The sequence below is a fragment of the Salmonella sp. 741265055_HSA genome (assembly GCF_046569525.1).
Lineage (GTDB): Bacteria > Pseudomonadota > Gammaproteobacteria > Enterobacterales > Enterobacteriaceae > Salmonella > Salmonella enterica.
In genome coordinates this window covers 13,373-28,354 of sequence record NZ_JBKFSQ010000033.1, presented here as the reverse complement: position 1 = coordinate 28,354, position 14,982 = coordinate 13,373, and the positions used below count along the sequence as shown (strand labels likewise).

Annotated in this window: 11 protein-coding genes and 1 pseudogene; 8 read left to right on the top strand and 4 right to left on the bottom strand. The window is 54.5% G+C overall.

All coding sequences use genetic code 11. The features are described from left to right. Positions 1-14: 14 nt before the first annotated feature. Positions 15-1,724: a DUF4153 domain-containing protein gene (locus ACLD4K_RS17095; protein WP_411012205.1), complete on the bottom strand. Its 1,710-nt coding sequence runs from the start codon at positions 1,722-1,724 to the stop codon at positions 15-17. A gap of 379 nt (positions 1,725-2,103) precedes the next feature. On the opposite strand from ACLD4K_RS17095, the gene pckA reads away from it, so the two are divergent. After that, positions 2,104-3,723 carry a phosphoenolpyruvate carboxykinase (ATP) gene (gene pckA, locus ACLD4K_RS17090; protein WP_001265689.1) on the top strand — a complete coding sequence of 540 codons (1,620 nt, stop codon included), beginning with the start codon at positions 2,104-2,106 and terminating at the stop codon, positions 3,721-3,723. A gap of 74 nt (positions 3,724-3,797) precedes the next feature. Here the strand turns inward: pckA and envZ are convergent, their stop codons facing one another. Then, positions 3,798-5,150 carry a two-component system sensor histidine kinase EnvZ gene (envZ, locus tag ACLD4K_RS17085; RefSeq protein WP_411012204.1) on the bottom strand — a complete coding sequence of 451 codons (1,353 nt, stop codon included), beginning with the start codon at positions 5,148-5,150 and terminating at the stop codon, positions 3,798-3,800. Further along, positions 5,147-5,866 (bottom strand): two-component system response regulator OmpR, encoded by a 720-nt coding sequence (gene ompR / locus ACLD4K_RS17080; protein WP_001157751.1) that lies wholly within the window; start codon positions 5,864-5,866, stop codon positions 5,147-5,149. Before ompR ends, envZ begins: the two co-directional genes overlap by 4 nt. A 225-nt stretch (positions 5,867-6,091) precedes the next feature. Here ompR and greB point away from each other — a divergent pair, with 225 nt between their 5' ends. From greB to ACLD4K_RS17050, 6 genes and pseudogenes are all read left to right on the top strand, one after another. After that, positions 6,092-6,565: a transcription elongation factor GreB gene (gene greB, locus ACLD4K_RS17075; protein WP_000856695.1), complete on the top strand. Its 474-nt coding sequence runs from the start codon at positions 6,092-6,094 to the stop codon at positions 6,563-6,565. A gap of 98 nt (positions 6,566-6,663) precedes the next feature. Then, on the top strand, positions 6,664-8,994 hold the full coding sequence (locus ACLD4K_RS17070) for a Tex family protein (RefSeq protein WP_023138606.1): 2,331 nt from the start codon (positions 6,664-6,666) through the stop codon (positions 8,992-8,994). A gap of 436 nt (positions 8,995-9,430) precedes the next feature. Then, positions 9,431-9,658, top strand: a complete 228-nt coding sequence (gene feoA, locus ACLD4K_RS17065; RefSeq protein WP_001160955.1) for a ferrous iron transporter A — start codon at positions 9,431-9,433, stop codon at positions 9,656-9,658. A gap of 18 nt (positions 9,659-9,676) precedes the next feature. Then, entirely contained in the window at positions 9,677-11,995 is a 2,319-nt protein-coding gene (gene feoB, locus ACLD4K_RS17060) for a Fe(2+) transporter permease subunit FeoB (RefSeq protein ID WP_000736983.1), read from the top strand. A 12-nt stretch (positions 11,996-12,007) separates the two neighbouring features. Continuing rightward, complete coding sequence (feoC, locus tag ACLD4K_RS17055; RefSeq protein ID WP_000157587.1) at positions 12,008-12,244, top strand: [Fe-S]-dependent transcriptional repressor FeoC; 237 nt, start codon at positions 12,008-12,010, stop codon at positions 12,242-12,244. Positions 12,245-12,478: 234 nt separating this feature from the next. Beyond that, a pseudogene (locus ACLD4K_RS17050) lies at positions 12,479-13,405 on the top strand (Rpn family recombination-promoting nuclease/putative transposase). Between the two features lie 35 nt (positions 13,406-13,440). Here the strand turns inward: ACLD4K_RS17050 and bioH are convergent. After that, positions 13,441-14,211 (bottom strand): pimeloyl-ACP methyl ester esterase BioH, encoded by a 771-nt coding sequence (bioH, locus tag ACLD4K_RS17045; protein WP_000998138.1) that lies wholly within the window; start codon positions 14,209-14,211, stop codon positions 13,441-13,443. Between the two features lie 37 nt (positions 14,212-14,248). Between bioH and gntX the strand changes: the two genes are divergently transcribed. Beyond that, positions 14,249-14,932 (top strand): DNA utilization protein GntX, encoded by a 684-nt coding sequence (gntX, locus tag ACLD4K_RS17040; protein ID WP_000958733.1) that lies wholly within the window; start codon positions 14,249-14,251, stop codon positions 14,930-14,932. Positions 14,933-14,982 lie beyond the last annotated feature (50 nt).

Sequence of the window (14,982 nt, the reverse complement as noted above, 5' to 3'; positions counted from 1 at the left end):
ATCCGGCAAAAAGCTTACTCGTTGTAGTAATCCACATCCAACCGCTGACCATCAACAATGATATCGCGCCAGGCTTTGGGGGCTGAGTCTAACTGATGCCCGGCAATCGCGTGCAACAGTTGCGTCTTAGAAAACCCGTCCGGCAATTGGGCGAACGCTTTCTGCGTCCATTTCCCCTCTTTTAAGCCGTAGACCTGGCTCTCGGCAACAATAAAGTTATACAGCACCTGCTCAGGCTGACCGTCACCGTTAAGATCCTGACTCACCAGCACGCAGGCATCCGGTTCAAGGCAGGAAGCGCCCGAATAACTCTGCTCTTTGACAAACGCCCAAAATGCGGCATCCGGCTTCTGGCTACCGGGCGCAATCATCACCACCCGCGCTAAATCGTCCGCCGTCGGAGAGACCTTATTTCTCTGCAAAAACGTCATCAGTTCACGATTGCGCTTTCTGTTCTGCGTAAACGCCTCGTCATCCCGCAACGATTTCAGCGCTTCCTGGCCTAGTTTGCCGCTGTGATCCAGCATATACAGGCTGATCTGATCCGCAGTAATTTTACCGCTATGGTAACGCGCCATATGGCTGTTGACGCTAATACGCCAGACATCAAGTACAGGCGAGGCCAGCAACAGCAATATCACCAGCGTTAACAAAGAGACGCTCAGTATCACCTTGCCTTGCCACTCACCAGGGTCGCGTCCGCGGCGTAACAGACCGATCAGATAACCGAAGGACCATACCAGCAAGACAGACACCGTCAGCGCGCCATACAGACGATCCGGCGTCCAGCCGTATTGCTGAATGCGTACCCATAACGCCCAGCCCGCCAGCAGCATATATATCGGGGCAACGCACAGCGAGGCGCTAATCAAACCGCGTAATACGCGCGGATAGGGTAATACGCGCTTTTGCGGTTCGTTGACAATCGCCACGAGGAGCAGCAGCATCAGCGTCAGCGTGGATAGCAGCCCCGCAGCGGAAACACGCGCAGAAATCGCCTCCAGTCCGGTAAAGGGTAACGTCACAATAAACAGCAATGCCAGCAGCGACACCACTGGCAGTAAACCCGTCGCGATCAGCGTCAGCAGCTTTTGCACCGCCGCCACAAGGCGCGACTGTGTGCGGGCGAGAATGACCGCCAGCGCCGTAATCAGGCCGATGGTCACATAAATAAAGGCTTCAGTTTCAAAGAAAAGGGTGCTGAAAAAGCGGATGCCCACCAGCCTGAATAGCGCGCTCCAGAGCAGAAGCACCAGCCAGAACAGCCCGTTGGCGACCAGGACGATAAACAATGTCAGTACGTTATGCCATAACCGCAGATAAAACTGGGGATAACGCGCCGAACCGGTTTGCGAATGTAACTGATATTGCATCCAGGGTAAGACCAGCATCGCCATCAACACAAGCCGGAGACCATACAGCCAGAGGAGCTCGGCCAGGCGCCATTTCTCCACCGCCTCAACCTGCCATTTCAGCCAGCCGCTCATTGCCAGCACGACCACAAAGATCAGCCCCAGCCAGCCCCACAGCGCGCGCTGTTTAAAAGAGACCACGGTAAGCAATAGCATTGACGACAACGCTATCGTCGCAGGCATACCATAGAACAGCCAGTCGCTATTTTGTGGTACCAACCAGGCCATCAGCAGGTAGCACAAGACGCCCTGCAGCAAACCGGTGAGCAACATCCCCCAGCGAGTAGTACGTGAAAGCGCTACACTTTCCATGTCGTTATCCAGAATGATGAGAAAGTCGCATTATTGCATCATCTGTTCACCGCCAGACGTCGTCATGCATAATTCAGAAAAAAACGCAGAGAGGTGAATCGATATTGTTAATGTTGGTGTTACGTAACTTTCTTACATGAATGCGATTACAGTCACATTATGTCGGTCAAAAACACTTCCTTTTAACGTTTTCAGAACATTTTCCACAACAAAAGTAGGTTTCCTGCCATAATAACCGCCGCTGCGTGACAGGAGTCACAGTGTTTTTCGTCAATCGTGATTTTGTCCAGATACGTAAATCTATGAGCCTTGTCGCGGTTAACCAACCTCAAAAAACCTTACTATTTTCGGTAATATATATTGGCTAAGGAGCAGTGATATGCGCGTTAACAATTTAACCCCGCAAGATCTCAAGGCTTATGGTATCAACGACGTCCAGGATATCGTTTACAATCCCAGCTACGACACCCTTTATCAGGAAGAACTTAATCCTGGTCTGGAAGGCTATGAGCGTGGCGTGTTAACTAACCTGGGCGCTGTTGCCGTTGATACCGGTATTTTTACCGGTCGTTCGCCTAAGGATAAGTATATTGTTCGCGACGACACCACGCGTGATACGCTGTGGTGGTCCGATAAGGGTAAAGGTAAAAACGATAATAAGCCGCTTTCTCAGGAAACCTGGCAACACCTGAAAGGTCTGGTGACGCATCAGCTTTCCGGTAAACGCTTATTCATTGTTGATGCGTTCTGCGGCGCAAATGCCGATACGCGTCTTTCCGTGCGCTTTATTACGGAAGTCGCCTGGCAGGCCCACTTCGTTAAAAATATGTTCATTCGCCCAACGGACGAAGAGCTGGTAGGCTTCAAACCTGACTTTATTGTCATGAACGGCGCGAAGTGCACCAACCCGCAGTGGAAAGAGCAAGGGCTGAACTCGGAAAACTTCGTGGCGTTCAACCTGACTGAACGTATTCAGCTTATTGGCGGCACCTGGTACGGCGGCGAAATGAAAAAAGGGATGTTCTCGGTAATGAACTACCTGCTGCCGCTCAAAGGTATCGCCTCAATGCACTGTTCCGCCAACGTGGGTGAAAAAGGCGATGTCGCGGTCTTCTTCGGCCTTTCCGGTACCGGAAAAACCACTCTGTCCACCGACCCGAAACGTCGTCTGATTGGCGATGATGAGCACGGTTGGGATGACGACGGCGTGTTCAACTTTGAAGGCGGCTGCTACGCCAAAACCATCAAACTGTCGAAAGAAGCGGAGCCAGAAATTTATCATGCGATTCGCCGTGATGCGCTACTGGAAAACGTCACCGTGCGCGAAGACGGCACCGTAGATTTCGACGATGGTTCCAAAACCGAAAACACCCGCGTCTCTTACCCGATCTATCATATCGATAACATCGTTAAGCCCGTATCCAAAGCAGGTCACGCCACCAAGGTTATCTTCCTGACGGCGGATGCTTTCGGCGTGTTGCCGCCGGTTTCCCGTTTAACCGCTAACCAGACGCAGTACCACTTCCTGTCGGGTTTCACCGCTAAACTGGCCGGCACCGAACGCGGCGTCACCGAACCGACCCCCACCTTCTCCGCCTGCTTCGGCGCCGCGTTCCTGACGCTGCACCCGACGCAGTATGCTGAAGTGCTGGTAAAACGTATGCAGGCAGCAGGCGCGCAGGCTTATCTGGTTAACACCGGCTGGAATGGCACCGGCAAACGTATCTCCATCAAAGATACGCGCGCGATTATCGACGCCATTCTGAACGGTTCTCTTGATAACGCGGAAACCTTCCGTCTGCCGCTGTTCGATCTGGCGATCCCGACTGAACTGCCAGGCGTGGATACCCACATCCTCGACCCGCGTAACACCTACGCGTCGCCGGAACAATGGCAGGAAAAAGCCACCGCGCTGGCGAAACTGTTCATTGAGAACTTCGAGAAGTATACGGATACCCCGGCAGGCGAAGCGCTGGTTAGCGCCGGACCGAAGCTGTAAGGAACAGGCCGGATGGCGGCTTTGAACGGCGTCATCCGGCGTTAAGAAGAAAGGGAGGGTAATACCTCCCTTTCTTATGCCTCTTTTGTCGTCCCCTGGACGCGAGCCACAGGAACCGGTAGCCAGGCGCGAATCGACAATCCGCCACGCTCGCTGGTGCCAATCTCCAGCATCCCGTTATGGTTATCGATAATACGCTGCACAATCGCCAGCCCCAGCCCTGTGCCGCTGGTGCTACGGGCGCTGTCGCCGCGCACAAAAGGCTGGAACAGATGTTTACGCTGCTCCGGCTTAATGCCCGGCCCGTCATCTTCTACCTGGAACCAGGCGCGATGCGACTCGGCGCCGCTGCTGACCTTAATCCAACCGTTGCCATAACGGGCAGCATTGACCACCATATTCGCCACCGCGCGCTTAATCGAGAGCGGGTGCATTTTCACCTGGATACTGCCTGCCTGAAGCGCAGTGTTAATCTCACGCTCATAGCCGCTTTCCGCCGCAATCACCTCGCCCAGCACGGAATTGAGATCCGCCATCTCCATTGGCATTTCCTGACCGGTACGCAGATAGTCAATAAACTGTTCGATAATGGCGTTACACTCTTCGATGTCTTTATTGATCGACTCCGCGAGATAACCGTCGTCCTCGCCCATCATCTCCGTCGCCAGACGAATACGGGTCAGCGGCGTGCGCAAGTCGTGGCTGACGCCCGCCATCAATAGCGTACGGTCATCGGCCAATTGTTTCACGCCGGCTGCCATATGGTTAAACGCCCGGGTCACAGAGCGCACCTCAGAGGCGCCATATTCACGCAGCGGCGGCGGAATAATTCCCTTCCCTACCTGCAAAGCGGCATGTTCAAGATCCACTAACGGTCGATTCTGTATACGAATAAACAGCCACGCGCCGCCTATCGCCAGGAGCATGATCGCCAGCGTGTAACGGAAAAGCGGAGAAAAATCGCCCTGATGAATTTCAGTCAGCGGCACGCGCACCCAGATATTGGGCGACAGCCAGGTTTTGAGCCACACGACGGGCGAGCTTTTGTTGACCTCAACCCGCACTTCCGTCGGGCCGCCTAATTGCTGCGCCATCTGGTGGCTTAAGAATTCGTAGTGTTGCGCCCAACGCAGCCCGGCCTCTTCAGCGGCTTCGTTGGTGTAGAGAGAGATCCCCAGCTCGCGATAGATTTCCCGGCGAAACGCAGGCGGCACGACTAACTGCGTGCCGTCCTCCAGTTGCAGCTTATCGGTCATCAGCATACGGACTTCGTAAGCCAGAACCTTATTAAACTGCTGGAGGCTCGGCAAAATCGCGAAGTTCAGCACCACCAGGTAGGTCGTCACCAGGCTGACGAACAGCAAGGTGACGATGAGCAACAGCGTGCGGGCAAATGAACTTCGCGGCGAGAAGCGCATTCGCCTCATGCTTTAGAACCGTCCGGTACGAAGACGTAGCCCAGGCCCCATACGGTTTGAATATAACGCGGATGCGCCGGATCTTCTTCCACCATACGGCGCAGGCGGGAGATCTGGACGTCGATGGAGCGTTCCATCGCGGAATACTCGCGGCCACGGGCCAGATTCATCAGCTTATCGCGAGAGAGCGGCTCGCGCGGATGGCTGACTAACGCTTTCAGTACCGCAAACTCCCCGCTGGTCAGCGGCATCGGTTCATCTTCACGGAACATCTCGCGCGTACCGAGGTTCAGTTTAAACTTACCGAACGCGATAACGGCCTCTTCCTGCGACGGCGCGCCGGGCAGTTCGTTTGCCTGACGACGTAACACGGCACGGATACGCGCCAACAGCTCGCGCGGGTTAAACGGTTTAGGAATGTAGTCATCGGCGCCGATTTCCAGCCCGACGATACGGTCAACCTCTTCACCCTTCGCCGTGACCATAATGATCGGCATTGGATTACTTTGACTACGCAGGCGACGACAAATCGACAGACCATCTTCACCTGGCAGCATTAAATCCAGTACCATGAGATGGAAAGATTCACGGGTCAGCAGACGATCCATCTGCTCGGCGTTAGCGACGCTTCGAACCTGGAAGCCCTGCTCGGTCAGATAACGTTCCAGTAGCGCCCGCAGACGCATATCGTCATCAACCACCAGAATCTTATAATTCTCTTGCATTGTCTGTACTCCCAAAGGTTCGCAACAAATGTAAGTGTGTATTCTTAAAAAAGCTCACGTGAGTCACCAGCAAATTCTGGTATGAATTTCAGGCTAAATTGTTACAAAGCATATTTAACAGCAGCTTAAATATACAATTAATCGGCAACCCCATTATTTATTCTGTCGGGACGATCACGTTATACCCCGTGTGCGCAATATCGACAGCAAAGGTAAATCAACGAGATGAAAACGCCCCTGATCACCCGCGAAGGGTACGAAACACTCAAACAAGAGCTCAATTATCTCTGGCGTGAAGAGCGCCCGGAGGTCACCAAAAAAGTGACCTGGGCTGCGAGTCTGGGCGACCGCAGCGAGAATGCCGACTATCAGTATAATAAAAAGCGCCTGCGTGAGATCGACAGACGCGTCAGATATCTGACCAAATGCATGGAAAATCTCAAAATCGTGGATTATTCCCCGCAGCAGGAGGGCAAAGTCTTCTTCGGCGCCTGGGTGGAAATCGAAAATGATGACGGCGATACGCTGAAGTTCCGCATTGTCGGCTACGATGAAATTTTCGGACGTAAGGATTACATCTCTATCGACTCGCCGATGGCGCGGGCGCTACTGAAAAAAGAAGTGGGCGATCTGGCGGTGGTCAACACCCCTGTCGGCGAAGCAAACTGGTACGTCAATGCGATCGAATACGTCAAATAAGACAAGAAGAATCCTAAGCCCCCGCTGATGGCTGGCATTTTTGCCAGCCAATCCGTATAACTATCCCCTGATTTTTATCCTGAAGACGAAGCTAACCCATGATGAATGATTCTTTCTGCCGCATTATTGCGGGTGAAATCCAGGCAAATGCCGGGCAGGTTGAAGCTGCCGTTCGCCTGCTTGACGAAGGGAACACCGTGCCGTTTATCGCACGTTATCGTAAAGAAATCACCGGCGGTCTGGATGACACGCAGTTGCGTAACCTGGAAACGCGTCTGGGCTATCTGCGTGAGCTGGAAGACAGGCGTCAGGCCATTCTCAAGTCCATTTCCGAACAAGGCAAACTGACCGATGAGCTGGCTGGCGCCATCAACGCTACGTTAAGTAAGACCGAGCTCGAAGACCTCTACCTGCCCTATAAACCTAAACGCCGCACCCGTGGACAAATCGCCATTGAAGCCGGCCTTGAGCCGCTGGCCGATCTGCTCTGGAACGAACCGTCCCACGATCCTGACGTGGAAGCGGCAAAGTACATTGATGGCGACAAAGGCGTGGCGGACACGAAAGCCGCGCTCGACGGCGCACGCTACATTCTGATGGAGCGCTTTGCCGAAGACGCCGCATTGCTGGCGAAAGTGCGTGATTACCTGTGGAAGAACGCCCATCTGGTCGCCACGGTCGTGAACGGCAAAGAGGAAGAAGGGGCAAAATTCCGCGACTATTTCGACCATCATGAGCCCATTGCTAACGTCCCGTCTCACCGTGCGCTGGCCATGTTCCGTGGTCGTAACGAAGGCATTCTGCAACTTTCGCTCAATGCCGACCCACAGTTTGATGAGCCGCCGAAAGAAAGCTACTGCGAGCAAATCATCATGGACCATCTCGGCCTGCGGCTAAATAACGCCCCGGCGGATAGCTGGCGCAAAGGCGTAGTGAGCTGGACGTGGCGTATCAAAGTCTTAATGCACCTCGAAACCGAACTGATGGGCACCGTGCGCGAACGTGCGGAAGATGAAGCGATTAACGTGTTTGCCCGTAACCTGCACGACCTGCTGATGGCAGCCCCCGCTGGCCTACGCGCCACAATGGGCCTTGATCCTGGCCTGCGTACCGGCGTAAAAGTCGCTGTCGTTGACGGCACCGGCAAGCTGGTGGCGACGGATACCATTTATCCGCATACCGGTCAGGCGGCTAAAGCGGCTACCGTGATCGCCGCGCTGTGCGAAAAATACCATGTCGAACTGGTCGCGATTGGCAACGGTACGGCCTCGCGTGAAACCGAACGCTTCTATCTCGACGTACAAAAACAGTTCCCGAACGTGACGGCGCAGAAAGTGATCGTCAGCGAAGCGGGGGCGTCCGTGTATTCCGCTTCTGAGCTGGCGGCGCAGGAGTTTCCGGATCTCGATGTCTCCCTGCGCGGCGCGGTCTCTATCGCGCGTCGTCTGCAGGATCCGCTGGCGGAACTGGTGAAAATCGATCCGAAATCGATCGGCGTCGGCCAATATCAACACGATGTCAGCCAGACCCAGTTGGCCCGTAAACTGGATGCGGTGGTCGAAGACTGCGTAAACGCCGTCGGCGTCGATTTGAATACCGCCTCCGTGCCGCTGCTGACCCGCGTCGCGGGCTTAACGCGCATGATGGCGCAAAACATCGTCGCCTGGCGCGATGAGAACGGTCAGTTTCAGAACCGCCAGCAACTGTTGAAGGTGAGCCGTCTGGGGCCGAAAGCGTTTGAGCAGTGCGCGGGCTTCCTGCGTATTAACCACGGCGATAACCCACTGGATGCGTCCACCGTCCACCCGGAAGCCTATCCGGTTGTCGAACGCATTCTTGCGGCGACGCAGCAAGCGCTAAAAGATCTGATGGGCAACAGCAACGAATTGCGTCACCTCAAGGCCGCTGATTTTACCGACGATAAATTCGGCGTGCCGACCGTGAGCGATATCATCAAAGAGCTGGAAAAACCGGGCCGCGACCCGCGTCCTGAATTTAAAACCGCGCAATTCGCCGATGGCGTTGAAACCATGAACGACCTGCTGCCGGGGATGATTCTGGAAGGGGCGGTCACTAACGTCACTAACTTCGGCGCGTTTGTCGATATCGGCGTTCATCAGGATGGCCTGGTGCATATCTCCTCGCTCTCGAATAAGTTCGTTGAAGATCCACACACCGTGGTGAAAGCGGGCGATATTGTGAAGGTGAAAGTGCTGGAAGTGGATCTGCAACGTAAGCGTATCGCGCTGACGATGCGTCTGGACGAACAGCCCGGCGAAACCGCCGCTCGCCGCGGCGGCGGCGCCGATCGCGCTCAGGGCAACCGCCCGGCATCAAAAGCGGCGAAACCGCGCGGTCGTGACGCCCAGCCAGCCGGTAACAGCGCCATGATGGACGCGCTGGCAGCCGCAATGGGAAAAAAACGCTAATCGGGTAATACGCAGGCCGGGTTACTTCTTATCCGGCCTGCGATTTTGCAATACGTCCAACCCTTTCTTTTTTAATTAACAATTAAATCTTACCCATTAGAATCTGTTAATTAATTTTCTTCTGCTATCCGCACTATTAATTATCACTTTATTAACAGATGAAACCTTAATTAAACATTAAAAACGGTGAATATTTGCACATCAGGGGTATTTGCAAAAAGACAAATAAATGTTGAGCCATATCAACATCGGCGCAAATTATCGCTTATTTGTACATTCCGTCACATTTTAATCGTTGAAGATAGAAACCATTCTCATTATCATTGTGTTGTTGATTATTTACTCTTTCCTTCGTTGGCTAAACATCGGGTCTCCTGCCGCCCCCCTGAGCGCCGCATGAGGTATACATCCAGTTAGTAAGAAACAAGTAGGTCGTATGCAATTCACTCCTGACACTGCGTGGAAAATCACCGGCTTTGCGCGTGAAATCAGCCCGGCGTATCGTCAAAAACTGCTTTCGCTCGGCATGTTGCCCGGCTCTTCATTTAATGTTGTCCGCGTCGCGCCCTTAGGCGATCCGATCCATATCGAAACACGACGCGTGAGTCTGGTTTTGCGTAAAAAGGATTTGGCGTTAATAGAAGTGGAAGCGGTTTCCTGTTAATACAGTGAGTCTATAAAAATGAAAAAATTAACCATTGGTTTAATTGGTAATCCTAATTCCGGCAAGACCACCTTATTTAACCAACTCACCGGCGCGCGTCAGCGCGTGGGGAACTGGGCGGGCGTCACCGTCGAGCGTAAAGAGGGCCAGTTCGCGACAACTGACCACCAGGTCACGCTGGTAGATTTACCCGGCACCTATTCTCTGACGACCATCTCGTCACAAACCTCTCTCGACGAACAGATCGCCTGCCACTACATCCTGAGCGGCGACGCCGACCTGTTGATAAACGTTGTAGACGCCTCCAATCTGGAGCGCAACCTCTATTTGACGCTGCAACTGCTGGAGCTGGGTATCCCCTGTATTGTCGCGCTCAACATGCTGGATATCGCCGAAAAACAGCAGGTTCGTATTGATGTCGACGCTCTGTCCACGCGTCTGGGTTGCCCTGTCGTACCGCTGGTATCGACTCGCGGTCGCGGTATCGAGGCGCTGAAACTGGCCATTGACCGTCACAACGCTAACGACAACGTCGAACTGGTGCATTATGCCCAGCCGCTGCTGCGCGAAGCAGGTTTCCTGGCCGACGCGATGGCCCAGGAGATGCCTTTACAACAGCGCCGCTGGCTGGGTCTGCAAATGCTGGAGGGCGATATCTACAGCCGGGCTTACGCAGGCGAGGCGGCGCAAAACCTGGACACCTCCCTGGCCCGTCTGAAGGACGAAATGGACGACCCGGCGCTGCATATCGCCGACGCCCGTTATCAGTGTATCGCCGCTATTTGCGACGTGGTCAGCAATACCCTGACAGCCGAACCCAGCCGCTTCACTAGGGCGGTCGATAAAATTATTCTGAATCGATTCCTCGGCTTACCGATTTTTTTGTTCGTGATGTACCTGATGTTCCTGCTCGCCATTAACATCGGCGGCGCGTTGCAACCCCTGTTTGATGCCGGTTCCGTCGCCATCTTTATTCATGGCATTCAATGGATTGGCTACACGCTGCACTTCCCGGATTGGTTAACCATCTTCCTGGCGCAAGGTCTTGGCGGCGGGATCAATACCGTCCTGCCGCTGGTGCCGCAAATCGGGATGATGTACCTGTTCCTCTCCTTCCTTGAAGACTCCGGTTATATGGCGCGCGCGGCCTTCGTCATGGATCGCCTGATGCAGGCGCTGGGACTACCGGGTAAATCCTTCGTGCCGCTGATTGTCGGCTTCGGCTGTAACGTACCTTCCGTGATGGGCGCCCGCACGCTTGACGCTCCGCGCGAACGCCTGATGACCATCATGATGGCGCCGTTTATGTCCTGTGGCGCGCGCCTGGCGATTTTCGCCGTCTTTGCCGCCGCCTTCTTCGGGCAAAACGGCGCGCTGGCGGTCTTCTCGCTGTACGTGCTGGGTATTGTCATGGCGGTATTAACCGGCCTGATGCTGAAGCATACCATTATGCGCGGCGAAGCTTCTCCGTTTGTGATGGAGCTGCCGGTTTACCACGTCCCGCATATCAAGAGCCTGATCATCCAGACCTGGCAACGCCTGAAAGGTTTTGTACTACGTGCCGGTAAAGTCATTATCATCGTGAGTATTTTCCTGAGCGCGTTTAACAGTTTCTCGCTGAGCGGCAAAATCGTCGATAACATTAATGACTCCGCCCTCGCCTCCGTAAGCCGCGTCATCACGCCAGTCTTTAAACCGATCGGCGTCCATGAGGATAACTGGCAAGCGACCGTAGGTCTGTTTACGGGTGCCATGGCGAAAGAAGTTGTCGTCGGTACGCTGAACACGCTCTATACCGCCGAAAATATTCAGGACGAAGCGTTTAATCCTGCCGACTTCCACCTCGGCGATGAACTGCTGGGCGCGGTTGACGATACCTGGCAAAGCCTGAAAGACACCTTTAGCCTGAGCGTACTGGCTAACCCGATCGAAGCGAGTAAAGGCGACGGCGAAATGGCGACCGGCGCGATGGGCGTGATGGATCAAAAATTCGGCAGCGCCGCGGCGGCGTACAGTTACCTGATTTTCGTCCTGCTTTACGTACCGTGTATCTCGGTAATGGGCGCTATCGCCCGCGAGTCCAGCCGCGGCTGGATGGGCTTCTCCATCCTGTGGGGACTGAATATCGCCTATTCGCTCGCCACGCTGTTCTACCAGGTTACCAGCTTCAGTCAACACCCGACATACAGCCTGATCTGTATTCTGGCAGTGATCGTCTTTAACGTTGTGGTGTTAAGCCTGTTGCGCCGCGCCCGCAGCCGTGTAGACATTGAACTGCTGGCAACCCGCAAAAACGTCAGTTCCTGTTGTTCGGGCACTGCGGGCAATTGTCACTAAGGGATGTAAAAAATGGCTTCATTGATACAGGTTCGCGATCTACTGGCGCTACGGGGGCGTATGGAGGCAACGCAGATCAGCCATACGCTGCACGCTCCGCAGCCCATGATCGACGCCATGCTGAATCAACTGGAGATCATGGGTAAAGCGGTACGTATCCCGGAAGAAGCGGACGGCTGCCTTTCAGGCAGCTGTAAAAGTTGTCCGGAAGGTAAAGCCTGCCTGCGCGAATGGTGGGCCTTGCGTTAACCTTCGCCGGGTAGCGACATAACGCGTCTTATCCGGCCTTTATCCCGCGTTATGTTGCCCGGTACGCGTCACGCTGCCGGGCAATTTTGCGTCATGCCTTCCACAAAGATGAAAGCGTTACCGCCGTGCGCATTTATCTCCCCACGCGCCTCGCAAGCGCACTAATCCTCTACTGCAATCAGCCCGGTCTGCGCGTAGTGTCACGCCATTGAACTTCACCGATGACGGATCGATATGGCGACCTCAACAACATCCACGCCGCATGACGCGGTATTCAAACAGTTTCTATGCCACCCCGATACTGCACGGGATTTTTTGGAAATTCATCTCCCGACGACATTACGTCAAATCTGTAATCTGAATACGTTACGGCTGGAGTCCGGTAGCTTTATTGAAGAGGATTTACGCCCCCATTATTCCGATATTCTGTGGTCGTTGGAAACGAGTGAAGGTGAAGGTTACATTTACGTGGTTATTGAACATCAGAGTACGCCGGACGCGCATATGGCATTTCGGCTGATGCGTTACGCAATGGCTGCAATGCAACGGCACCTGGAGGCCGGGCATAAGACGTTGCCGTTAGTGGTGCCAATGCTGTTTTATCACGGAAACCGCAGCCCGTATCCGTTCTCATTATGCTGGCTGGATGAATTTGCCGACCCGGTGATGGCGCGTAAGCTATACGCCACCGCCTTTCCTCTGGTCGATATTACGGTCGTGCCGGATGACGAGATTATGCGGCACCGACGGGTCGCGCTGCTGGAACTCATACAAAAACACATCCGCTAGCGTGATCTGATGGGGCTTGTCGAACAGCTGGTCGCCCTGCTGGTTAAGGGATACGCTAATGACACCCAGCTTCAAAGTCTGTTTAATTACATGATGCACACTGGCGACGCCGCGCGCTTCAATACGTTTATCCGCCAGGTGGCTATGCGTATCCCACAGCATAAGGAGAGGATCATGACTATCGCAGAAAGATTACGTCAGGAAGGGCATCGTAACGGGTTACAGAAAGGGCTACAGCAAGGCAAGCAGGAAGGCCAACGGCTCGCCGCATTGCGCATTGCCCGCTCCATGCTAAACGATGGTTTCGATCGCGATACCGTGCTTAGGGTTACCGGGCTGGCGCCTGCCGATCTGGCGTCTGAAAGCCATTAACCTTGCAGAATGGTCCGGGCCCGGCAATGCCCTGGTTACAGCGATGATTTTAGCGTCATCAGCGCCTGACAAAACGCCGCCGGATGCGAGATAAACGGCGCATGGGCCGCCTTCGCCATTATCTGTGATGTACTGTGCGGCCATAACGTATCGAGCAAAGGCACGATTTTACGCGGCACCAGACCGTCCAGATAACCATACAAACGCAAAAACGGCATGTTCACATTTTTAAGCGCTTCTCGTAGATCGACCGTTTTTAAGATTTCCAGTCCGCCATTGAGCACGTCTACATCCGGCATAGGCTGCGCCAACACCACGCTTTTTAAGGTGCGGGCATCCTGACGCGCAGTCTCCGTCCCTAACGTTTGCAGCGCCAGAAAACGCTCCACCGTGCGCTGAAAATCGTCGCTAAGCTGCTGCTGGAATCCGCCGAGGATTTCCGGTTTTATTCCCGGCCACCCCTCACGCGCGCTAAAGCATGGCGAAGAGGCGACTGTCACCAGCGCCTGAACGCGTTCAGGGTGGGTGAGCGCCATCTGACTCGCCACCAGGCCACCCAGGCTCCAGCCAAGCCAGATAGCCTGGTCCGGCGCGTTTTTCGCTACCTGCGCCGTCATCTCTTCAAACGTCATAGCGCCAAACCCCGAACTACGGCCATAGCCCGGCAAGTCGACCAGATGCAGCGTAAAATGCGAGCCGAGTTCCTCGCGAATGCAATGCCATACCTCCGCGTTCAATCCCCATCCGTGCAGCAGCACAAGATGACAATTTCCCTCGCCGTAGGTCTGCCACCAGATGTCATTCATCAGTTACTGTTCTCTTTTGTCTAACAAGGATGCACCTATGCTAACAGTACCGGGATTATGCTGGCTATGCCGAATGCCGCTGGCGTTAAGCCACTGGGGGATTTGTTCCGTATGCGCGCGCGCCGTCCGCCAGCGCGTCAGTCTGTGTCCGCAATGCGGATTACCTGCCGCGCATCCTTCGCTCCCCTGCGGTCGCTGCCTGCAAAAACCTCCGCCCTGGCAGCGTCTGGTGAGCGTCAGTGACTATACGCCGCCCTTGAGTTTACTGGTGCATCAGCTTAAATTTACCCGCCGCAGCGAAATTGCCGCCGCTCTGGCGCGTCTACTGTTGCAGGAAGTACTCATGGCGCGCCGCAGCACTGGCTTGCAGCTTCCCGACAGAATCGTCAGCGTTCCGCTCTGGTCGCGCCGACACTGGCGGCGGGGATTTAACCAAAGCGATCTGTTATGTCAACCGTTAGCGCGCTGGCTTGGCTGCGCGTGGGACAGCCAGACCATCACGCGGGTACGGGCGACCGCAACACAACATCATCTCAGTGCCAGGTTACGTAAGCGCAATTTGAAAAACGCGTTTCGCCTTGAATTGCCGGTACAGGGTCTCCATATGGTTATTGTGGATGATGTCGTCACTACCGGAAGTACCGTCGCGGAAATCGCGCAACTGCTTTTGCGCAACGGCGCAGCGACTGTCCAGGTATGGTGCCTGTGTCGAACCTTGTAGAGCCTCGATGATGGGCGTATTATAACCAACTAAAATAGTCAACTATTAGG

Excerpts from the sequence above, each read along its gene's own strand:
- ACLD4K_RS17095 (WP_411012205.1), bottom strand. The coding sequence starts at position 1,724 with ATGGAAAGTGTAGCGCTTTCACGTACTACTCGCTGGGGGATGTTGCTC.
- pckA (WP_001265689.1), top strand. The coding sequence starts at position 2,104 with ATGCGCGTTAACAATTTAACCCCGCAAGATCTCAAGGCTTATGGTATC.
- envZ (WP_411012204.1), bottom strand. The coding sequence starts at position 5,150 with ATGAGGCGAATGCGCTTCTCGCCGCGAAGTTCATTTGCCCGCACGCTG.
- ompR (WP_001157751.1), bottom strand. The coding sequence starts at position 5,866 with ATGCAAGAGAATTATAAGATTCTGGTGGTTGATGACGATATGCGTCTG.
- greB (WP_000856695.1), top strand. The coding sequence starts at position 6,092 with ATGAAAACGCCCCTGATCACCCGCGAAGGGTACGAAACACTCAAACAA.
- ACLD4K_RS17070 (WP_023138606.1), top strand. The coding sequence starts at position 6,664 with ATGATGAATGATTCTTTCTGCCGCATTATTGCGGGTGAAATCCAGGCA.
- feoA (WP_001160955.1), top strand. The coding sequence starts at position 9,431 with ATGCAATTCACTCCTGACACTGCGTGGAAAATCACCGGCTTTGCGCGT.
- feoB (WP_000736983.1), top strand. The coding sequence starts at position 9,677 with ATGAAAAAATTAACCATTGGTTTAATTGGTAATCCTAATTCCGGCAAG.
- feoC (WP_000157587.1), top strand. The coding sequence starts at position 12,008 with ATGGCTTCATTGATACAGGTTCGCGATCTACTGGCGCTACGGGGGCGT.
- bioH (WP_000998138.1), bottom strand. The coding sequence starts at position 14,211 with ATGAATGACATCTGGTGGCAGACCTACGGCGAGGGAAATTGTCATCTT.
- gntX (WP_000958733.1), top strand. The coding sequence starts at position 14,249 with ATGCTAACAGTACCGGGATTATGCTGGCTATGCCGAATGCCGCTGGCG.